The sequence below is a fragment of the Paraburkholderia phymatum genome (genome assembly GCF_040965635.1).
In the GTDB taxonomy this organism is placed as follows: Bacteria; Pseudomonadota; Gammaproteobacteria; order Burkholderiales; family Burkholderiaceae; genus Paraburkholderia; species Paraburkholderia phymatum_B.
The window spans coordinates 86,828-107,675 of record NZ_JBFRCH010000020.1; the positions used below are offsets into that span (position 1 = coordinate 86,828).

Sequence of the window (20,848 nt, forward strand, 5' to 3'; positions counted from 1 at the left end):
TCCAATCGACCATGCCGACCACGCTCACGCCCGTGTCAGATCTATCCTTTAGCGGCCCGCTCGCCCGTTTCTCGGACAGCCTCGGCGTGGCATTCGGCGCGCTGCCCGCCCTCGCGCAGATCGCGTTCGTCATCGTGTTCGGCCTGGTGATCGGCAGTTTCCTGAACGTCGTCGTGCATCGCTTGCCGATCATGCTGGAACGCGCGTGGCGCGCCGAAGTGAGCGAAGCGACAGGGCACTCGTTCGACGACGACGGCCTGCCCGCACGCTACAACCTCTGGCTGCCGCGCAGCGCCTGTCCTCATTGCGGCCACGTGCTGCGCGCGTGGGAGAACATTCCTGTCTTCAGCTATCTGATGCTGCGCGGCCGTTGCTCGCAATGCAAAAGCCGCGTGAGCTTCCGCTATCCGCTGCTCGAACTGTCGAGCGCGGCGCTAGCGCTCGGCGCGTTCGTCTCGTACGGCCCGACAGGCACGGCGCTCGCGGCATACGGACTTTGCGCCGCGCTGCTCGCGATGAGCGCGATCGACATCGACACGCACCTGCTGCCCGACTCGATGACCTTGCCGTTGCTGTGGGCGGGCTTTATCGTCAACTTCAATTCGGTGTTCGCGAGCCTGCACGACGCCGTGATCGGCGCAATCGCCGGCTACCTGGCGCTGTGGTGCGTGCACTGGGTGTTCAGGCTCGTGCGCGGCATCGAAGGAATGGGTTATGGCGACTTCAAGCTGCTCGCCGCGCTCGGTGCCTGGCTTGGATGGGCTGCGCTGCCGCAGATCATTCTGATCGCAGCCGTGGCGGGCGCCGTCATCGGACTGGTCGCGACAGGGATTGGCCGCATGCGCTTCGAAGAGCCGCTACCGTTCGGCCCGTTTCTCGCTGCAGCCGGCGCCACTACGCTCTTTCTCGGCACGCCGCTTTATACGGCTTTCGGAGGCTGACGCATGTTTGCTGTTGGATTGACGGGCGGCATCGGCAGCGGCAAGTCTACTGTCGCCGATCTGTTTGCAAAGCGCGGCGTAACGCTGGTCGATACCGACGTGATCGCGCATCGCGTCACCGCGCCGGGTGGGCCCGCGATGCCCGCCATTGCCGCCGAGTTCGGCGCATCGTTCGTCGCGTCCGATGGCTCGCTCGATCGCGCCCGCATGCGAGCGCTCGCCTTTAGCGACGAGAATGCACGCAAACGGCTCGAAGCAATCACACATCCGTTGATTCGCGCGGAGACGGAACGCGAGCGTCAACAGGCGCGCGGACCCTACGTGATCATGGTCGTGCCGCTGCTCGTCGAATCGGGCAATTGGAAAACACGCGTGGATCGCGTGCTGACCGTCGACTGCAGCATCGAGATGCAGATCGCTCGCGTCATGCGACGCAATGCGTTCACGCGCGAACAGGTGCTGGCGATCATCGCGCGCCAGGCGACGCGCGAAGCACGCATCGCCGCAGCCGACGACGTGGTCTCCAATGACGGTGCATCGCTCGAAGCGCTCGACCTTGATGTCGATCGCCTTCATCGCATGTATCTTTCACTCGCGGCCGCATGAGCCGTAAGCGATTCTGTTCAGCGCCTGTAAAGCGGGCGCATGTTGTCGGGAACGGCGCGAGCACGCAACGAATGCGCAGAATACAGCGCAAAAATTGACAGAAGCTCGCGGAAATAGTGTGTGATTGCGAGGGTAGTCCCACGGCATTAGAATGTCCTGCAATTCCGTCACCGACCACGCCCGAGGCGAGCCCGCTTGATTCTTTACGAGTATCCCTTCAACGAGCGAATCCGGACGCTGCTGCGCCTCGAAGACCTGTTCGAGCGCTTCACGTTCTTTCTGACTCAGGAAGACGCCAGGGAACACCACGTCGCGCTGACTACGCTGTTCGAAATCTCCGAGGTCGCGGGCCGCGCAGATCTGAAGTCCGATCTGATGAAGGAACTGGAGCGGCAACGTCAAACGCTCGCTCCGTTTCGCGGCAATCCCGGCATCGAGCAGAACGCGCTCGAAGCCGTCCTCGGCGAAATCGAGCAGACTCTCGCCGGGCTTACGCAAATGCAAGGCAAGACTGGCCAGCATCTTGCGGACAACGAGTGGCTCGCGAGCATCCGCAGCCGCGCCATCATCCCCGGCGGCACCTGCAAGTTCGATCTTCCGTCGTATTACGCGTGGCAGCAGACGCATCCCGATCAACGCCGCCAGGACATCGCCAAATGGGTGATGCCGCTTTTGCCGCTGCGCGACGCCGCCGCTATCGTGCTGCGGCTTGCGCGCGAATCGGGACAGGCGTCGAAAGTGATGGCGATGCAGGGCAGCTACCAGCAGATGCTGTCAGGCCGCACGTATCAGCTGATGCAGGTGCGCGTGGCACCCGAATTGCGGGTGATCCCGGAAGCGAGCGCCAACAAGTACATGCTGTGGGTGCGCTTCACGGTGCAGGATGGCGACTTGCGTCCGCGCGCCGTCGATGTCGACGTGCCGTTCCAGTTGACGCTGTGCAGTCTTTAATCTGAGGCAAAGCGCCTCATTTATGAAGCTCCACTGTTTGCGATTGAACGTCTGACCGAATGACCACTGTAGTCAAATGCCCGACCTGCGGAAAGGATGTCCGCTGGACTCCTGAGAACCGCTTCCGACCGTTCTGTTCCGAGCGCTGCAAGCAGATCGATCTCGGCGCGTGGGCTGCCGAAAAATACAAGATCGGCGGCACCGACGACGAACCGACAACCGACGATACGCCCGGCGAAAACCGCTCGCACTGAAGGGCGACGCGCGCCGCGAGTCATCATCGAGGCGCACGCCGCGTGCTGCGGCTGCGCCCTCTTCTCTCACTCCGCGGCCAGCCATTCCAGCACGGGAATCGTCGCGGGCAATAGCGGCGACACCTGTGCCGGCAACGCCTGCCACGCGAACGCCTGGCCTTCGCGCCCATGCGGCTCGCCGTGCCACGCCGTCACCTTGCAGAAATAGAGACGCACGTACGCGTGCGGATAGTCGTGTTCGAGCACGTGCCAGCGGTGGCTCGCCTGCACGTCGATGCCGAGTTCTTCGTGCAGCTCGCGCGCGAGCGCGGCTTCGACCGACTCGCCCGGCTCCAGCTTGCCGCCCGGAAATTCCCAGTAACCCTCATAGGGCTTGCCTGCTGGACGTTGCGCGAGCAGATACCGGCCATCGGGCTGCACGAGCACGCCGACGGCCACTTCCGTGACCGGCCGCCCGGCAGCGTTGAGTTCGCTCGCGTTCTGCGCGGCGCTCTGGATGCCGTTTTGCACCGGGTCGCTCATGCTTGCGCCCGCCGGCCCGACCAGTCGCGTGCGAACTGCCACGCGACGCGCCCCGAACGCGAGCCGCGTTCCAGCGCCCAGATCAGCGCGTCGCCGCGCGCCGCTTCGACATCGGCATCGTTGCAGCCGAAGTGATGCAGCCAGTGCGCGACGATCGACAGATAATCGTCCTGCTTGAACGGATAGAAGCTGACCCACAGGCCGAAACGCTCCGACAGCGAAATCTTTTCTTCGACCACTTCGCCCGGATGGATTTCGCCGTCGGGCATGTGCTTGTACGTCTCGTTGTCGCTCATGTACTCCGGCAGCAGATGGCGGCGGTTCGACGTCGCGTAGATCAGCACGTTGTCCGACTGCGCAGCCACAGATCCGTCGAGCGCCACCTTCAGCGCCTTGTAGCCCGACTCGCCTTCCTCGAACGACAGGTCGTCGCAGAACACAATGAAGCGCTCGGGACGCGCCGAAATCAGATCGACGATATCGCCCAGATCGTGCAGGTCGTCCTTGTCGACTTCGATCAGACGCAGACCGTCCTTCGAGTACGCATTCAGACACGCCTTGATCAGCGACGACTTGCCCGTGCCGCGCGCGCCCGTGAGCAACACGTTGTTCGCGGGCTGTTGGCTCACGAACTGCTTCGTGTTCTGCTCGATCAGGTTCTTTTGACGATCGATGTTCTGCAGGTCGTCCAGCGAGATCGACGAAATGGCGGGCACCGGCTGCAGATAGCCGCGCCCCTGGCGCTTGCGCCAGCGGAAAGCGACAGCCGCGGACCAGTCGACATCGGGCGCGGCGGGCGGAAGCATCGCTTCGAGCCGCACCAGCACGGCCTCGGCGCGGGTCAGAAATTTTTCGAGTTTATCCATGTGGTGAGATCGGAACGAATCTGGAATCAGGAGCCAATCACGCGCATATCGCGCAAATCACGAACGGTAGTCGGCGTTGATGCTCACGTAATCGTGCGACAGGTCGCACGTCCAGATCGTCGCCTGCGCATCGCCACGGCCCAGCGCGACGCGAATCAGAATTTCAGGCTTCTTCATCACCCGCTGCCCGTCTTCCTCTTTGTACTCGGGATTGCGGCCGCCCGCTTTCGCGACGAGCACATCGTCCAGATACAGATCGATCTTGCCGACGTCGAGATCCGTCACGCCCGCATAACCGATGGCGGCCAGAATGCGGCCGAGGTTCGGGTCCGACGCATAGAACGCCGTCTTCACGAGCGGCGAATGTCCGATCGCATAGGCGATCTGGCGGCACTCGGCGACGCTCGAGCCGCCTTCCACCTGCACCGTCATGAACTTCGTCGCGCCCTCGCCGTCGCGCACGATCAGTTGCGCGAGCGTCTGCGCCGTTTGCGTGACGGCATCGCGCAGAGCGGCGTACGCGGGCGAATCCGTGGACGTGATCGCGGGCAGGCTCGACTTGCCCGACGCGATCAGGATGAACGAATCGTTCGTCGACGTATCGCCGTCGATCGTGATGCAATTGAACGAGCGGGCGGCGACATGCTTCACCAGTTCGTCGAGCACCGGCTGTGCAACGTTCGCGTCGAAGGCGAGGAAGCCGAGCATCGTCGCCATGTTCGGCTTGATCATGCCGGCGCCCTTGCTGATGCCCGTCAACGTGACAGTGTGGCCGTCGATCGTCACCTGGCGCGATACGGCTTTCGGCAACGTGTCGGTGGTCATGATGGCCTGCGCCGCGTCGTACCAGTGCGCAGCCTGGCGATTCGCGAGCGCGGCGGGCAGCCCGGCCTTCAGACGGTCGATGGGCAGCGGCTCCAGGATCACGCCCGTCGAGAACGGCAGCACCTGTTCCGGCGCGATGTCCGCGAGGCGCGCCAGCTCATCGCACGTCTCGCGCGCGTGCACCATGCCCGGCTCGCCCGTGCCCGCGTTCGCATTGCCCGTGTTGACGACCAGCGCGCGAATGCCCTTGCCGCCCGCGCGCACGCGCTCGAGATGCTCGCGGCACACCGTGACCGGCGCCGCGCAGAAACGGTTCGACGTGAACACGCCAGCGACCGTCGCGCCTTCGTCGACGGAAATGACGAGCACGTCCTTGCGGTTCGGCTTGCGGATGTTCGCCTCGGCCCAGCCTAGCGTGACGCCGGCAACGGGGTGGAGTTGAGCGGGATCGATCGAGGGGAAATTGACAGCCATGGTTGCGACCTGTCGAGACTGAAATGCCGGCGGGCGCCGGCATCGGGGATCAATGGTGATGGCGCCGGATGGGTCCGCGCCACCGCGAAATCACCAACAATGCGCGCTTCAAACGACGCGGCGCGCATGATGCGCGCCGCTCCGTGTGTCACGCAATCTTGCCGTGGCACTGCTTGTACTTCTTGCCGCTGCCGCACGGGCATGGATCGTTGCGGCCCACTTTCGGCACGGCGCCGGAAAGCGGTGCCGCTGCGCTGTGGCTGTGCGCCATCGCGTCGCCGATCATCGATGCTGCCGCGTTTGCCGCGACGGGCGCCGCCGCGACGGCTGCACCGCCTTCGGCGTAATCGGCATGGCGGAACTCGATGTTCTCCAGATGGCTGCCTTGCTCTTCGTACTGCTCGGCGGCCTGCTCCAGCTGTTCCGGCGACTGGATCTGCACGTTCATCACGATGCGCGTGACTTCGAGCTTCACCGAGTCGAGCATCGCGGCGAACAGCTCGAACGCTTCGCGCTTGTATTCCTGCTTCGGGTTCTTCTGCGCATAGCCGCGCAGGTGAATGCCCTGACGCAGATGATCGAGCGCGGCGAGGTGTTCGCGCCAGCTGCGATCGAGCGTCTGCAGCATGACCGAGCGCTCGAACGCGCTGAACGATTCGCGGCCCACCTGCTCGACCTTCGACTCGTAAGCCTCGTCGGCGGCGGCCGTCACCGCTTCGAGAATCTCGCCGGCTTCGATCGACTGCGACTCGTTGATCATCTCCTGAATCGCGAGATCGAGCTGCCAGTCGTTGCGCAGCACTTCTTCCAGTTCAGGCACGTCCCATTGTTCTTCGATGCTGCCCGCCGGCACGAACTGATGGACGATGTCGCCGACCACGCCGTGACGCATCGCGCCGATCGTTTCGGTGATGTCGTGCGCTTCGAGCAGTTCGTTGCGCTGCTGATAGATCACCTTGCGCTGATCGTTCGACACGTCGTCGTATTCGAGCAGCTGCTTGCGGATATCGAAGTTGCGCGCTTCGACCTTGCGTTGCGCCGATTCGATCGAACGCGTGACGATGCCCGCCTCGATCGCCTCGCCTTCCGGCATCTTCAGGCGATCCATGATCGCGCGCACGCGGTCGCCCGCAAAAATACGCAGCAGCGGATCTTCGAGCGACAGGTAGAACCGCGACGAGCCCGGGTCGCCCTGACGGCCGGCACGGCCGCGCAACTGGTTGTCGATACGACGCGATTCGTGACGCTCGGTGCCGATGATATGCAGGCCGCCCGCGGCCTTCACCTGATCGTGCAGCGTCTGCCACTCGTCGTGCAGCTTCTGGATGCGCGCCGCCTTTTCGTCTTCGGGGATCGACAGGTCGGCTTCGATGAACGCAGCCTGTTTCTCGGCATTGCCGCCGAGCACGATGTCCGTACCGCGACCGGCCATGTTCGTCGCGATCGTGATGCGCTTCGGACGACCCGCTTCCGCGACGATGGCCGCTTCGCGCGCGTGCTGCTTCGCGTTCAGCACTTCGTGCGGCAGACCGGCCTTGTTCAGCAATTGCGACAGCAGTTCCGAGTTTTCGATCGACGTCGTGCCGACCAGCACCGGCTGGCTGCGGTCATAGCATTCGCGGATATCGCGAATCACCGCGTTGTAGCGCTCCATCGCCGTCTTGTAGATCTGGTCCTGCTTGTCGATCCGTTTCGGCGGGCGGTTGGTCGGGATCACGACCGTTTCGAGGCCGTAAATTTCGTTGAATTCGTACGCTTCGGTGTCGGCCGTACCCGTCATACCGGACAGCTTCGCGTACATGCGGAAATAGTTCTGGAACGTGATCGATGCGAGCGTCTGGTTCTCGCTCTGGATCTTCACGTGCTCCTTCGCTTCGACGGCCTGGTGCAGACCGTCCGACCAGCGGCGGCCCGCCATCAGACGACCGGTGAACTCGTCGACGATCACCACTTCGCCGTTCTGCACGACGTAGTGCTGGTCCTTGTAGAACAGCGTGTGTGCGCGCAGCGCCGCGTACACGTGATGCATCAGCGTGATGTTCTGCGGCGCGTAGAGGCTCTCGCCTTCGCCGATCAGGCCCCACTCGGCGAGCAGCCGCTCGGCCTTTTCGTGGCCCGATTCCGTCAGGAACACCTGGCGCGCCTTTTCATCCAGCGTGTAGTCGCCCGGCTTCTCGACGCCCGTGCCGTCCGCCTTCTCTTCGCCGATCTGCCGCTCGAGCAGCGGCGGCAGCGCGTTCATGCGCACGTAAAGTTCAGTGTGATCTTCGGCCTGGCCGGAGATGATCAGCGGCGTGCGGGCTTCGTCGATAAGGATCGAGTCCACTTCGTCGACGATCGCGAAGTTCAGCGCCCGCTGCACGCGCGCATCGGTCTCGTAGACCATGTTGTCGCGCAGATAGTCGAAGCCGAATTCGTTGTTCGTGCCGTACGTGATGTCCGCTGCGTACGCTTCCTGCTTCAGGCCGTGGTCCATCTGCGACAGGTTGATACCCACCGACAGGCCGAGGAAGTTATACAGACGGCCCATCCACTCGGCGTCGCGCTGCGCGAGGTAGTCGTTCACCGTCACGACGTGCACGCCGCGTCCGGACAGCGCGTTCAGGTAGGCCGCGAGCGTTGCGACGAGCGTCTTGCCTTCGCCCGTACGCATTTCCGCGATCTTGCCGTAGTGCAGGACCATGCCGCCGATCAGCTGCACGTCGAAGTGCCGCATCTTCAGCACGCGCTTGCCCGCCTCGCGGCAGACCGCGAACGCCTCGGGCAGCAGCTTGTCGAGCGACTCGCCACTGCCGACGCGTTGCCGGAATTCCGTCGTTTTTGCGCGCAGTTGATCGTCCGTCAATTGCTCGATCTGCGGTTCGAGCGCATTGATCGCCGCGACGGTCTTTTGATATTGCTTGACGAGCCGTTGATTGCGGCTGCCAAAAATCTTTTGTAGAAAACCGGTGGTCATCGGATCGTGATTGCGTCGCGGCTTCGGCTGGGTTGCAAGGCCGGCTTTTACACCCTTTCACCTTGTTGCAACCCTCGGTCGTTTGGGCCTCGGCGGCTTAGGTCCAAGAGTGAATTCGAATCATGGATTTTAGCACGCGCCCCCGCGTACGCCTGTGTCAGCAGCAAGACCGTTGGCCGTCCGGCCAGGGCGAAAGCGCTGCGGATACAGGCGCCTGCGGCATGTGCGAACGTCGTTGCGCGCCGCTGCCGCACGTTACAACCGGTACAATCGCGGCATGGGCGCGCATGCGGCGCGGCTACCATTCAAAGTCTCAGATGAGCCGTTTCTCACCGTTTTCAAGGCAGTCGCTGAAGCCCGGCACGAAGCCGGGCTCGCGGTCGTTCGACGTGCGCAGGCCGCAAGCCGTCGCCGAAGTGCTCAGCCGCACCGACGCGTTCGCGGCACTACGGGCCGGCGTCGAACAGGTCGCCGCGCTGGAGCGCGATCTGACCGAACTGCTGCCCGACTACCTGGCGACGAGCGTCGAGCCCGGCTTCATCAAGGACGGCGTGCTCGCGCTGTTCGCCGCGCACAACGCGCTCGCTGCACGGCTGCGGCATCTGGAGCCGCGTCTGCTGTCGGATCTGCAGCAGCGTGGCTGGCCCGTAAATTCGCTGAAAATCCGCGTCCGCCCGCAGCCCGCAAAAGAGCCGCCGCGCGTGAAGCAGGCGCGCATGTCGCGCGCGGGCGCGGATGCGCTGCACGAGCTCAGCGAATCGCTGGAGCCGTCGCCGTTGCAGGCCGCGCTCGCACGCATGGCCGCCCGGCATCGGAAATGAATTCGCAGAAGAATCGCGTTGGAATGAAAAAAAGCGGCCTTTTCAGGCCGCTTTTTCGTTGCTGTCCGGTGATTGCCCGAGCTTGAAGTCAGGCAAACGCCGTCTGCGTGTCATACGCGAAACCGCGCGGCGCTTTCTGCGGATCGTCGAACGTGACGATCTCATACGAATCTTCATGCGCCAGCAGTTCGCGCAGCAGCGCGTTGTTCAGGCCGTGGCCCGACTTGTATGCGTCGTACGAAGCGAGCAGCGGATGGCCGACCACGTACAGATCGCCGATCGCATCCAGCATTTTGTGCTTCACGAACTCGTCGTCGTAACGCAGGCCGTCGTTGTTCAGGATGCGGTACTCGTCGAGCACGATCGCGTTATCCATGCTGCCGCCGCGCGCGAGGCCCAGCTCGCGCATCATTTCGACTTCGTGCGCAAAGCCGAACGTACGGGCACGCGCAATCTCGCGCACGTATGAGGTATTCGCAAAGTCCACTTCGAGGGCCTGGCCCGTCTTGTCGACGGCGGGATGGCGGAAGTCGATCGTGAACTTCAACTTGAAGCCGAAGTACGGATCGAGACGCGCGAATTTGTCGCCGTCGCGGATTTCGACCGGCTTCTTGACCTTGATGAACTTCTTCGCCGCGTTCTGCTCTTCGATGCCCGCCGACTGGATCAGGAACACGAAGGACGCCGCGCTGCCGTCCATGATGGGGATTTCTTCAGCGGTGACGTCGACGTAGAGGTTGTCGATACCCAAGCCCGCGCACGCGGACATCAGGTGCTCGATCGTCGACACGCGCGCGCCGTCCTTCTGCAACACCGATGCAAGCCGCGTATCGCCGATCGCCATCGCCGATGCGGGGATGTCCACCGGCGTGGGCAAATCCACGCGGGAAAACACGATGCCCGTGTCCGGCGCCGCCGGGCGAAGCGTCAGGTTGACCTTGCGGCCCGAGTGCAAGCCGATGCCAACCGTTTTGACGATCTGTTTGATAGTGCGCTGCTTCAACATGGTGATCTTCTATTCGATTGAAAATCCTAATCAGGACTTTTTATTTCATAGCGCGAAGTATACTCCAATCGTTTCCGGAGCGCCGTTGCGCTGGCGTTTCAATCTGTTTCGCTGCGTTACCTGATCGGGAAGCGTGACGGGCCGATGCCCGGAACGGAGGCGTTTCCGGTCATCGGCCCGCGTTACGGCCTGTCACAGCGGGGTCATAAAAGCGTTGCCGCAGCGCAACAATTACGGTCGCGGTTGCGGCGAAGCTTCAATGCCGCGTCATGCCTGGCTCAACGTCGCGAGAATACTCGCCGCATCGCTTACTTCGAACTTGCCGGGTGCCTCGACGTACAGCGTCTTGACCACGCCGTCGTCGACCACCATCGCGTAGCGCTGGGAACGGATTCCCATGCCGCGCGCCGACAGGTCCTGCTCCAGACCGAGAGCCCGGGTGAAAGCCGCGCTGCCGTCCGCCGTCATCCGCACCTTGCCCGAGGTGCGCTGATCGCGTGCCCACGCGCCCATGACGAACGCGTCGTTGACGGACACGCACCAGATCTCGTCGATACCGGCAGCACGGAACTTCTCCGCCTGCTCGACGTAACCCGGCACGTGCTTGGCCGAACAGGTCGGCGTGAACGCGCCCGGCAATCCAAAGATCACCACGCGCTTGCCCGCTGTCTGTTCGCGCACGTCGAAGCTGTTCGGCCCGATCGTGCAGCCCTCGCGCCCGTCCTCGATCAACTCGTAAACGGTCGCCTGGGGAAGCTTTTCACCTACCTGAATCATGCTCGATCCTTCGCATCGATGCGGAGCACGCTCGCACGTACTCGTGCCGCAGTGGAGATTTCATCCGGCGACAGTGCCCCGAACCGCTTCGCCGATGCGAAGAGGGCACCTGTCCGTGCCGCGCGCGCGACCCAACGCGGCCTCATTGCCGTTCCACCCGCCACGCTCGTGCATTCCTGCTGCGCGCAATCGAGCCATAAATCAGACGATTACGCCGCAGAAAGCCCGCTCCTGCGTGAACCTCAGTCTGCCTGCTTGCGCAGGAAGGCCGGGATGTCGTACGTATCGACGCCCTTCTCCTGCAGCGCCTGCACGTGCGAAGCCGCCGTATCACGCGAGGTGCGCCACACTGCCGGCGTGTCCAGCGAACCGTAATCCGCCGCCGCGTGATGCTGCGTGTTGTACCCATGCGGCGCCGCGCCGACCGGCTGGTTATCCGTGCCCGTGCGCAGCAGCGTCATCGGCGCCGATTGCTGCTTCTTCGCAGCGCGGCCCAGACCCGTTGCCACCACCGTCACGCGCAGCGCATCGCCCATCGCGTCGTCGTACACCGCGCCGAAAATCACGGTCGCGTCATCAGCAGCATAACTCTTGATCGTGTTCATCACTTCGCGCGTTTCCGACAGACGCAGCGAACGGCTCGACGTGATGTTGACCAGCACGCCGCGCGCGCCCGACAGATCGACGCCTTCCAGCAGCGGGCTTGCGACAGCCTGTTCGGCTGCGAGACGCGCGCGATCGACGCCGGCCACCGTCGCCGTGCCCATCATCGCCTTGCCCTGCTCGCCCATCACCGTCTTCACGTCTTCGAAGTCGACGTTCACGAGACCATCGACGTTGATGATTTCGGCGATGCCCGCGACTGCGTTGTTGAGCACGTCGTCAGCGCACTGGAAGCACTTGTCCATTTCGGCGTCATCGCCCATCACCTCGAACAGCTTGTCGTTCAGGACGACGATCAGCGAGTCGACGTGATCCTCCAGTTGCTGCGAACCAGCTTCAGCGACGCGCATGCGCTTGCCGCCTTCGAACTCGAACGGCTTGCTGACGACGCCGACCGTCAGAATGCCCATTTCCTTCGCGATCTGCGCGACCACGGGTGCTGCGCCCGTGCCCGTGCCGCCGCCCATGCCTGCCGTGATGAACACCATGTGCGCGCCACGCAGTGCGTCCGCGATGCGCTCACGTGCTTCTTCAGCTGCCGCGCGGCCCATTTCCGGCTTCGCGCCTGCGCCCAGACCCGTGTTGCCCAACTGGATGACGTTCGGCGAGCGCGAGCGCGACAGCGCCTGCGCATCCGTGTTCATCACGATGAAGTCGACGCCTTGCACGCCGCGATTGATCATGTGTGCAACTGCATTGCCGCCTGCACCACCCACGCCCACCACCTTGATGATGGTGCCGTTGGTTTCCGTTTCCAGCATCTGGAATTCCATGTTGCCTCCGTCAAGAAAATAAGTACCGCTTACTCGGCCGTTATTCGGCAGAAGATCGGGCAACCCTCTGTCGCGCGCCGGCCGCCGGCACCAGCGCGTATTTCCCTTTGCTGCAGATTCTTTAGAAATTGCCGAGGAACCAGTCCTTCATCCTCGTGAACACCTGTCCCATCGATCCCGACTGCACCGCCACCTTGCGGCCGCGCATGCGTTGCGAACGTCCTTCGACGAGCAGGCCCATCGCCGTCGAATAGCGCGGATTGCGCACGACGTCCGCGAGACCGCCTGCGTACTCCGGCACGCCGATGCGCACCGGCTTCAGGAAGATGTCCTCGCCCAGTTCGACCATGCCCGGCATCATCGACGCGCCGCCCGTCAGCACGACGCCCGAGCTGAGCAGCTCTTCGTAACCCGACTCGCGCACCACCTGCTGCACAAGCGAAAACAGTTCTTCGACGCGCGGCTCGATCACGGCCGCGAGCGCCTGGCGCGACAGCGTGCGCGGACCGCGCTCGCCGAGCCCCGGCACTTCGATCATTTCGTCCGGATCGGCGAGTGCCTGCTTCGCGATGCCGTAACTCACCTTGATGTCCTCGGCGTCCGGCGTCGGCGTGCGCAGCGCCATCGCGATGTCGCTCGTGATCTGATCGCCGGCAATGGGGATCACGGCCGTATGTCGGATCGCGCCTTCGCTGAAGATCGCGATGTCCGTCGTGCCGCCGCCGATATCGACGAGCACCACGCCTAGTTCTTTTTCGTCTTCCGTCAGCACCGCCAGCGAAGAAGCGAGCGGCTGCAGGATCAGATCGTTCACTTCGAGGCCGCAGCGGCGCACGCACTTCACGATGTTCTGCGCCGCGCTCACCGCGCCCGTCACGATGTGCACCTTCACTTCGAGACGGATGCCGCTCATGCCGATCGGCTCGCGCACGTCTTCCTGGCCGTCGATGATGAATTCCTGCGTCAGGATGTGCAGCACCTGCTGATCGGTCGGAATGTTGATCGCCTTGGCCGTCTCGATCACGCGCGCGACGTCCGTCTGCGTCACTTCCTTTTCCTTGATCGCCACCATGCCGCTCGAATTGAAGCTGCGAATATGGCTGCCGGCGATCCCGGTGAATACGTTCGTGATCTTGCAGTCGGCCATCAGTTCGGCTTCTTCGAGCGCTCGTTGAATGGACTGCACCGTGGCCTCGATGTTCACCACGACGCCTTTCTTGAGCCCCTTCGATTCGCTCTGGCCGAGTCCGATCACCTCGTAATGACCTTCGCCCTTCAACTCGGCGACGATGGCGACTACTTTCGCCGTGCCGATGTCGAGGGCTACCAGCAGATCTTTATAGTCTTTACTCATAGCGTGCTCATTGCGTGTGATGTCCTGTTACTTCTTGCCCTTGTCGGGTTCCGTAATGAAGCGCATGCCTGCTGCACGAATGGCGAAACCGTTCGGATAACGCAAGTCCGCATATTCGATATCCTTCCCCCAACGTTGCGTCACCGCGCCCCATGCCGCGGTGAGCCGCTTGCAGCGGTCGTACAGCGTGTCCTGATTGCGCTCGCGTCCCAGTTCGACCTGCATGCCGTTCGACAGCTTCACCGTCCACGCGAAACGCGACGACAGCGTCACTTCATCCGGCGTCGCCCCGACAGGCGCAAACCACTTCTTGAAGTCCTGATAACGCGCGACGACTTCTTTCGCCGACCCATCCGGGCCCTCGAACGCGGGCAGCTCTTCGTCGAGCTCGCCCTGGTTCGCCGTGAACACCTCTCCATCGGTGCTCACGAGTTGATCGGTGCCCCATGTGCCAAGCGGCTTGTACTCTTCGAGCGTGACGGCGAGCGCATTCGGCCACACGCGGCGCACGCTCGCGTGACGCACCCACGGCATCTGCTCGAAAGCCTGGCGCGCGGTATCCAGATCGACGGTGAAGAAGTTGCCCTTCAAGCGTCCGATCACGCCTGCGCGCACGGTCGGCGAATTGATGTGCTCGGTGTCGCCGTCGATGCGGATCTCGCGCAGCGTGAAATTCGGGCGCTGGATCAGCCAGTAGCCGCCGGCCGCCAGCAGCACGAGCAGCAACAGCGCGTGCAACGCGCTGGCGGCGAGATTGAGCTGGCGAACGTTGTTCCACATGATCTGCGTGCGATTCCTTCAGTTCTCTGTTCAGTCCTTCAGCGTCAGCGCGAGCACCTTCACCACCAGTTCCCGATAGCTGATGCCGACGGCGCGCGCGGCCTTCGGCGGCAGCGAGTGATCCGTCATGCCGGGCGCCGTGTTCACTTCGAGGAAGTACGGATTACGGTCGCCGTCCAGCATGAAATCGGCGCGGCCCCAGTCCGTGCAGCCGAGCACATCGAACGCGCGGCGCGCGAGCTTCTTCAGGCGCGCCTCTTCTTCGGCGGCGATGCCGCACGGGATCAGATATTGTGTGTCGTTGGCGATGTACTTCGCGTGATAGTCGTAGAACTCGCCTGCGGGCACGATGCGGATGACGGGCAGATCGAGATCGCCCGCGATACACGCCGTGTACTCGCCGCCGCCTTCGATGCTCTTCTCGACGACGACGATCTTGTCGAACTTCGCCGCCTCTTCGAGCGCGGGCGCGAGCGCATCGGCCGTCTTCACCTTGATCACGGCAACGCTCGAGCCTTCGCTCGCGGGCTTCACGAAGAGCGGCAAGCCGAGCTTCGCGAGGATGTCCCGCGCACGCGCAGCGTAGTCGTCGCCGCGCAGTACCGCTTCGAACGGCGGTGTCGGCACGCCGAGCTGCTGCCACACGAGCTTCGTGCGGAACTTGTCGAGGCCGAGCGCCGAGCCCAGCACGCCGCTGCCCGTGTAGCGGATGCCGTAGAAATCGAGCGCGCCCTGAATCTGGCCGTTCTCGCCGTAGCCGCCATGCAGCGCGTTGAACGCGCGCACAAAGCCCTCGTCCTTCAACGCGGCCAGCGGCCGCTCGGACGGATCGAACGGATGCGCGTCGACGCCCGCGTCGCGCAGCCCTTGCAGCACGAGACGACCGGAGTTCAGCGACACTTCGCGCTCGGCGGACACGCCGCCAAGCAGCACGGCAACCTTGCCGAAAGATTTAGGATCGATACCGCTCATTTCACACCTTCGTTTTCAGCGAGCCGGCCCGGCACTGCGCCGATCGAACCCGCACCCATCGTGATCACCACATCGCCGTCGCGCACGATCGCAGCCAGCGCATCCGGCACTTCATCCACCGTTTCGACGAACACAGGCTCGACTTTCCCCGCGACGCGGATCGCGCGCGCGAGCGAACGGCCGTCCGCGGCGACGATGGGCGACTCGCCTGCTGCGTACACTTCCGTCAGCACGAGCGCATCGACCGTCGACAGCACTTTCACGAAATCTTCGAAGCAGTCGCGAGTGCGCGTGAAGCGGTGCGGCTGGAATGCCAGCACGAGACGCTTCTCGGGAAATGCACCGCGCGCCGCCGCGATCGTCGCGGCCATCTCGACCGGGTGATGACCGTAGTCGTCGACGAGCGTGTACGCGCCGCCGCTTGCCATGGGCACTTCGCCGTAACGCTGGAAACGTCGGCCGACGCCGGTGAAATCCGCGAGCGCTCGCTGGATATCGGCATCTTTCACCTCGAGTTCAGTCGCAATTGCGATTGCGGCCAAAGCGTTCTGCACGTTGTGCATGCCGGGCAGGTTCAAGACGATGTCGAGCGGCGGCGCATCTTCGCGCATCGCCGTGAAGTGCATCCGGCCTTCGCGCGCTTCGACGTTGACGGCGCGCACTTGCGCATCGGGCGCGAAGCCGTAGCGGATGATCGGCTTCGACACGAACGGCAAAATTTCCTTCACGTTGGGATCGTCGACGCACAACACCGCGATGCCGTAGAACGGCAGCCGATGCGTGAACTCGATGAACGCCTGCTTGAGCCGCGCGAAATCGTGGCCGTAAGTGTCCATGTGATCGGCGTCGATGTTGGTGATGACCTCGATGACCGGGAAGAGGTTCAGGAACGACGCATCCGATTCGTCCGCTTCCGCGACGATGAAATCGCCAGTGCCGAGACGCGCGTTCGCGCCCGCGCTGATCAGCCTTCCGCCGATCACAAAGGTCGGATCGAGCCCCCCTGCTGCGAGCACGCTCGCGACGAGCGATGTCGTGGTCGTCTTGCCGTGCGTCCCCGCGATCGCGATGCCCTGCTTCAGGCGCATCAGTTCCGCGAGCATCACCGCGCGCGGCACGATGGGAATGCGGCGATGACGCGCGGCGAGCACTTCAGGGTTGTCGCTGCGCACGGCCGTCGACACGACGACTGCGTTCGCGCCTTCGATGTTCTCCGCGTCGTGGCCGATCGCGATGCGCGCGCCGAGCGCGGCGAGGCGCTCCGTCACGGCGTTGCGCGACAGATCCGAGCCGCTCACCTGATAGCCGAGATTGACGAGCACTTCGGCGATGCCGCTCATGCCCGCGCCGCCGATCCCGACGAAGTGAATGTGTTTGACGATATGTTTCATTGCTTTCCTTCCGGGCTCAGGCTCGGTGTCGCGCCGGCAACCGTCGCGCAGACCTGCGCGACCTGTTCGGTGGCATCGGGTTTCGCGAGCGAGCGCGAACGCTCCGCCATGTCCGCGAGCGAATCCCGCGTCTGGCTGCGCAACCAGTCGGCGAGCTTCTCCGCCGTCAGGTCGCGCTGTTGTACGAGCAGCGCCGCGCCGTGATCGGCGAGAAACGCTGCGTTGGTTGTCTGGTGATCGTCGACGGCATACGGGAACGGCACGAAGAACGCCGCCACGCCGACAGCCGCGATCTCCGCGACCGTCATCGCGCCCGAACGGCAGATCACGAGATCGGCGTTCGCGTAGGCGCTCGTCATGTCGTCGATGAAGGGCACGAGCTGCACGTCGTCGCCCGCCGCGATGCCGGCCGCCGCGTAGTTCGCGCGCAATGCGTCGATATGCTTCGCGCCCGCCTGGTGCACGACGCGCGGCCGCTCGTTCGGCGCGAGCTGCGCGAGCGCGCGCGGCACCGTTTCGTTCAGCGCCGCCGCGCCCAGGCTGCCGCCCACGACCAGCACGTTCAGCGGACCGCTGCGCGCCGCGTAGCGTGCTTTGGGTGCCGGCGTGCGCGCAAGTTCCGCGCGAATCGGATTGCCCGTCCACTCGGCATGCGGCAATGCGTTCGGGAACGCGACGAGCACACGCCTCGCGAGCTTCGCGAGCACCTTGTTCGCGAGACCCGCGATCGAATTCTGTTCATGCAGCACGAGCGGCGTGCCGCTCATTGCCGTCATCACGCCCGCCGGGAACGTGATGTAGCCGCCCATGCCGAGCACGACGTCCGGCTTCACGCGGCGCAGCACCGCGAGACTCTGCATGCACGCGCGCAGCAGATTCACGGGAAGCATCAGCTTGGTCTTGATGCCCTTGCCGCGCAGGCCGCCGAACTGCACGTACTCCATCGGAATGCCGTGCTTCGGGACGAGCGTCGCTTCCATCCCCGACGGATTGCCGAGCCACACGACACGCCAGCCCCACGCCTGCATCAGATGAGCGACGGCCAAGCCCGGGAACACGTGGCCCCCGGTGCCTCCCGCCATCACCATCAGCGTGCGTTGCTGCATCGTCATACCTTGCCCCCGCGCATCAGCACACGATTTTCGTAATCGACTCGCATCAGCACCGCCACCGCGATGCAGTTCAGCAAGATGCCCGAGCCGCCGTAGCTGACGAGCGGCAGCGTGAGACCCTTGGTCGGCAGCAGACCGAGGTTCACGCCCATGTTGATGAAGGTCTGCGCGCCGAACCAGATGCCGACGCCCTTCGCGACCAGGCCCGCGAACGTGCGGTCGAGCGCGAGCGCCTGACGGCCGATCTCGAACGAACGGCGCACGATCCAGTAGAACATCAGGATCACGACGAGCACGCCGACAAAGCCCAGTTCCTCTCCGATCACGGCAAGAATGAAGTCGGTGTGCGCTTCCGGCAGATAGTTGAGCTTCTCGACGCTGCCACCGAGGCCCACGCCGAACCATTCGCCGCGGCCGAATGCGATCAGCGAGTGCGTCAGCTGATACGCCTTGCCCTGCGCGTAACGGTCGTCCCACGGATCGAGGTACGCGAAGATCCGCTCGCGGCGCCACGGCGACGCCCACACGAGCAGCGTGAAAGTGCCCACGGCCGTTGCGACCAGCCCGCCGAAAATCTTGCCGTTCACGCCGCCGAGAAACAGCAGGCCCATCGCGATCGCCGCGATCACCATGAACGCGCCCATGTCGGGCTCGAGCAGCAGCAGCATGCCGACCACGCCGACGGCAAAGCCCATCGGCAGAAAGCCCTTAGCGAAGCTGTGCATGTACTCCTGCTTGCGCACCGTGTAGTTCGCCGCGTAGATCGTCACGGCGAGCTTCATGATTTCAGACGGCTGCATGTTCGTGATGCCGAGGGGAATCCAGCGGCGCGCGCCGTTCACGCCTTTGCCGATGTGCGGAATCAGCACGATCACCAGCGCGACGAGCGCGATCAGGAAGAGCTTCGGCGCGTACTTGTCCCACGTCGAGATCGGCACGCGGAACGCGATCACGCCCGCGATCGTGCCCATGACGACGAAGATGACCTGGCGCATCAGGAATGCGTAGTCGTGATACGACGCGTACTTCGGCGAATCGGGCATCGCGATCGACGCCGAGTACACCATCACAATACCGAGCCCCAACAGCGCAACGACGACCCATACGAGCGAATGATCGTAGTCGAGCATCCGCGAGCGCAGCGGACGCACGCCGTTGACGGCGCTCGACAGTCCGCCCGTGCGCGACGTGCGTTCCGACACAGCCGCGCCGCCTGGCTGGCCCGCTATGGAGCCGCGCTGCTTGCCGAGTTGCGAACCGAAACGTTCCGACCAGCTCATATCATCGTCCCCCGTTCGGCAGCGATGTCTTCGACCGCGCTGCGGAATACTGCGGCGCGATGCGCGTAGCCCTTGAACATGTCGAAGCTGGCGCAGGCAGGCGACAGCAGCACGGCGTCGCCCGGTTCGGCGACGGCGGTGGCTGCGCGCGTCGCCTCTTCGAGCGTCGCGTGGTCGGTCATCACGATCCCCGTATGCGCGAGCGCGGCGCGAATCTGCGGCGCGTCGCGGCCGATCAGCATCACGGCGCGGCACCAACGCGTCACAGGCTCGGCGAGCGGCTCGAATGCCTGGCCCTTGCCGTCGCCGCCCGCGATCAGCACGACGCGCTGCGCGAGACCGTCGAGCGCTGCAACCGTCGCGCCGACATTAGTGCCCTTGCTGTCGTCCACATAGTCGACGCCGTCGATCGACGCGATCAGCTCCACGCGATGCGGCTCGCCGCGATACTCGCGCAAGCCGTGCAGCAGCGGCGCGCCGGGCAGGCCGATGGCGCGTGCAAGCGCGAATGCGGCGAGCGCATTCGTCGCGTTGTGCAGGCCACGGATGCGCAGCGCGTCAGCGGGCATCAGCCGCTTCAACGCAATATCGGGCGGCGTCGCGGATTCGCTCTTGCGACGGCGCGTCGGCGTGGGCTCGTCGGTCGCGTCGCGGTCCTGCGCCTCGACGAGCCAGATCATGCCGCTGTCGCGCAGCAGACCGAAATCGCCGTCGCGCAAAGGCTCCGTGACGCCGAACGTCACCACCTGCGAGCCGTTCTGCTCCGACGGCGCGAGCGCCATTACGCGCGTGTCGTCGCGATTGAGCACGCGCACCGTGTTCTTGCCGAAAATCTTGCCCTTCGCCGCCGCGTACGCATCGAGGCCGCCGTGCCAGTCCAGATGATCCTGCGTGATGTTCAGGATCACGGCCGCGTCCGGCTCGAACGTGTGCGCGGTCTCAAGCTGGAAGCTCGACAGTTCGAGCACCCACACGTCGGGCAATGCGGTGTTGTCGATGGCTTCCGTGAGCTTGTCGAGCGCGGCCGGGCTGATGTTGCCCGCGACCGCGACCTTCTTCCCCGCGCGCTCGCACAGCAGGCCCGTCAGGCTCGTCGTGGTGGTCTTGCCGTTCGTCCCGGTGATCGCGATCACCTTCGGCGCGTAACCGCTTTCGCCGAGCGTTCTCAATGCCTGGGCGAAGAATTCGAGCTCGCCCCACACGGGGATGGCGCGCTCGCGCGCCGCTGCGATCAGCGGCACGAGATCGGCGGCGAGCGGCGACAGGCCCGGACTGATCGCGACCAGTTCGACGCCTTCGAGCAGGACCGGCGAAAACGGCCCGCCGACGAAATCGCCAGCGATGCCGTGCGCTTCTAGCGCGGACAGGTTCGGCGGCACTTCGCGCGTGTCGGCGATGCGCAGGCGGCAGCCATGCCGCGCGCACCAGCGCGCCATCGCGAGGCCCGATTCGCCGAGCCCCAGCACGAGCACCATCGGCTTTTGCCGATCCCGAAACTTCTCGCCAAACATCGACTGCTTCCCC

At 64.2% G+C, this 20,848-nt stretch carries 19 protein-coding genes; 5 read left to right on the plus strand and 14 right to left on the minus strand.

The annotated features are described in order from the left end of the window. Nucleotides 1-11: 11 nt before the first annotated feature. The 4 genes from AB4Y32_RS27235 to yacG all read left to right on the plus strand — a co-directional run bounded on the left by AB4Y32_RS27235 (nucleotide 12) and on the right by yacG (nucleotide 2,752). Nucleotides 12-941: an A24 family peptidase gene (locus AB4Y32_RS27235; protein ID WP_368724336.1), complete on the plus strand. Its 930-nt coding sequence runs from the start codon at nucleotides 12-14 to the stop codon at nucleotides 939-941. A 3-nt stretch (nucleotides 942-944) separates the two neighbouring features. Then, nucleotides 945-1,547 carry a dephospho-CoA kinase gene (gene coaE / locus AB4Y32_RS27240; RefSeq protein ID WP_368724337.1) on the plus strand — a complete coding sequence of 201 codons (603 nt, stop codon included), beginning with the start codon at nucleotides 945-947 and terminating at the stop codon, nucleotides 1,545-1,547. Between the two features lie 195 nt (nucleotides 1,548-1,742). Then, nucleotides 1,743-2,498 (plus strand): cell division protein ZapD, encoded by a 756-nt coding sequence (zapD, locus tag AB4Y32_RS27245; protein WP_007747120.1) that lies wholly within the window; start codon nucleotides 1,743-1,745, stop codon nucleotides 2,496-2,498. Between the two features lie 59 nt (nucleotides 2,499-2,557). Continuing rightward, nucleotides 2,558-2,752 carry a DNA gyrase inhibitor YacG gene (yacG, locus tag AB4Y32_RS27250; protein ID WP_090868399.1) on the plus strand — a complete coding sequence of 65 codons (195 nt, stop codon included), beginning with the start codon at nucleotides 2,558-2,560 and terminating at the stop codon, nucleotides 2,750-2,752. 66 nt (nucleotides 2,753-2,818) lie between these two features. Here yacG and AB4Y32_RS27255 read toward each other — a convergent pair whose 3' ends face one another. The 4 genes from AB4Y32_RS27255 to secA form a co-directional block, all read right to left on the minus strand. Next, on the minus strand, nucleotides 2,819-3,274 hold the full coding sequence (locus AB4Y32_RS27255; RefSeq protein ID WP_368724338.1) for an NUDIX domain-containing protein: 456 nt from the start codon (nucleotides 3,272-3,274) through the stop codon (nucleotides 2,819-2,821). Next, the gene (locus tag AB4Y32_RS27260; protein ID WP_368724339.1) at nucleotides 3,271-4,140 is read right to left on the minus strand and encodes an ATP-binding protein; all 870 of its coding nucleotides are present in this window, start codon (nucleotides 4,138-4,140) and stop codon (nucleotides 3,271-3,273) included. Before AB4Y32_RS27260 ends, AB4Y32_RS27255 begins: the two co-directional genes overlap by 4 nt. A gap of 57 nt (nucleotides 4,141-4,197) precedes the next feature. Then, complete coding sequence (gene argJ, locus AB4Y32_RS27265; RefSeq protein WP_368724340.1) at nucleotides 4,198-5,439, minus strand: bifunctional glutamate N-acetyltransferase/amino-acid acetyltransferase ArgJ; 1,242 nt, start codon at nucleotides 5,437-5,439, stop codon at nucleotides 4,198-4,200. A 148-nt stretch (nucleotides 5,440-5,587) separates the two neighbouring features. Beyond that, nucleotides 5,588-8,395, minus strand: a complete 2,808-nt coding sequence (secA, locus tag AB4Y32_RS27270; RefSeq protein WP_368724341.1) for a preprotein translocase subunit SecA — start codon at nucleotides 8,393-8,395, stop codon at nucleotides 5,588-5,590. Between the two features lie 317 nt (nucleotides 8,396-8,712). Here secA and AB4Y32_RS27275 point away from each other — a divergent pair, with 317 nt between their 5' ends. Continuing rightward, nucleotides 8,713-9,216, plus strand: coding sequence for a DciA family protein (locus AB4Y32_RS27275; RefSeq protein ID WP_368724342.1), 504 nt, complete (start codon nucleotides 8,713-8,715; stop codon nucleotides 9,214-9,216). Nucleotides 9,217-9,304: 88 nt separating this feature from the next. Here AB4Y32_RS27275 and lpxC read toward each other — a convergent pair whose 3' ends face one another. The 10 genes from lpxC to murD form a co-directional block, all read right to left on the minus strand. Then, nucleotides 9,305-10,222 carry a UDP-3-O-acyl-N-acetylglucosamine deacetylase gene (gene lpxC / locus AB4Y32_RS27280; RefSeq protein ID WP_368724343.1) on the minus strand — a complete coding sequence of 306 codons (918 nt, stop codon included), beginning with the start codon at nucleotides 10,220-10,222 and terminating at the stop codon, nucleotides 9,305-9,307. A 267-nt stretch (nucleotides 10,223-10,489) separates the two neighbouring features. After that, entirely contained in the window at nucleotides 10,490-10,999 is a 510-nt protein-coding gene (locus tag AB4Y32_RS27285; RefSeq protein ID WP_368724344.1) for a peroxiredoxin, read from the minus strand. Nucleotides 11,000-11,241: 242 nt separating this feature from the next. Next, nucleotides 11,242-12,435, minus strand: coding sequence for a cell division protein FtsZ (gene ftsZ / locus AB4Y32_RS27290; RefSeq protein WP_368724345.1), 1,194 nt, complete (start codon nucleotides 12,433-12,435; stop codon nucleotides 11,242-11,244). Between the two features lie 121 nt (nucleotides 12,436-12,556). Further along, nucleotides 12,557-13,789 carry a cell division protein FtsA gene (gene ftsA / locus AB4Y32_RS27295; RefSeq protein ID WP_007747080.1) on the minus strand — a complete coding sequence of 411 codons (1,233 nt, stop codon included), beginning with the start codon at nucleotides 13,787-13,789 and terminating at the stop codon, nucleotides 12,557-12,559. 27 nt (nucleotides 13,790-13,816) lie between these two features. Beyond that, nucleotides 13,817-14,569 (minus strand): cell division protein FtsQ/DivIB, encoded by a 753-nt coding sequence (locus AB4Y32_RS27300; RefSeq protein ID WP_368724346.1) that lies wholly within the window; start codon nucleotides 14,567-14,569, stop codon nucleotides 13,817-13,819. A gap of 30 nt (nucleotides 14,570-14,599) precedes the next feature. Continuing rightward, on the minus strand, nucleotides 14,600-15,541 hold the full coding sequence (locus AB4Y32_RS27305) for a D-alanine--D-alanine ligase (RefSeq protein WP_368724347.1): 942 nt from the start codon (nucleotides 15,539-15,541) through the stop codon (nucleotides 14,600-14,602). After that, nucleotides 15,538-16,932, minus strand: a complete 1,395-nt coding sequence (gene murC / locus AB4Y32_RS27310) for a UDP-N-acetylmuramate--L-alanine ligase (protein WP_368724348.1) — start codon at nucleotides 16,930-16,932, stop codon at nucleotides 15,538-15,540. Before murC ends, AB4Y32_RS27305 begins: the two co-directional genes overlap by 4 nt. Then, nucleotides 16,929-18,044 carry an undecaprenyldiphospho-muramoylpentapeptide beta-N-acetylglucosaminyltransferase gene (murG, locus tag AB4Y32_RS27315; protein WP_368724349.1) on the minus strand — a complete coding sequence of 372 codons (1,116 nt, stop codon included), beginning with the start codon at nucleotides 18,042-18,044 and terminating at the stop codon, nucleotides 16,929-16,931. Before murG ends, murC begins: the two co-directional genes overlap by 4 nt. Beyond that, nucleotides 18,041-19,324, minus strand: coding sequence for a putative lipid II flippase FtsW (gene ftsW, locus AB4Y32_RS27320; protein WP_368724350.1), 1,284 nt, complete (start codon nucleotides 19,322-19,324; stop codon nucleotides 18,041-18,043). Before ftsW ends, murG begins: the two co-directional genes overlap by 4 nt. Next, nucleotides 19,321-20,835, minus strand: coding sequence for a UDP-N-acetylmuramoyl-L-alanine--D-glutamate ligase (gene murD / locus AB4Y32_RS27325; protein WP_368724351.1), 1,515 nt, complete (start codon nucleotides 20,833-20,835; stop codon nucleotides 19,321-19,323). The genes ftsW and murD overlap by 4 nt, the downstream gene beginning before the upstream one ends. Between the last annotated feature and the right edge of the window lie 13 nt (nucleotides 20,836-20,848).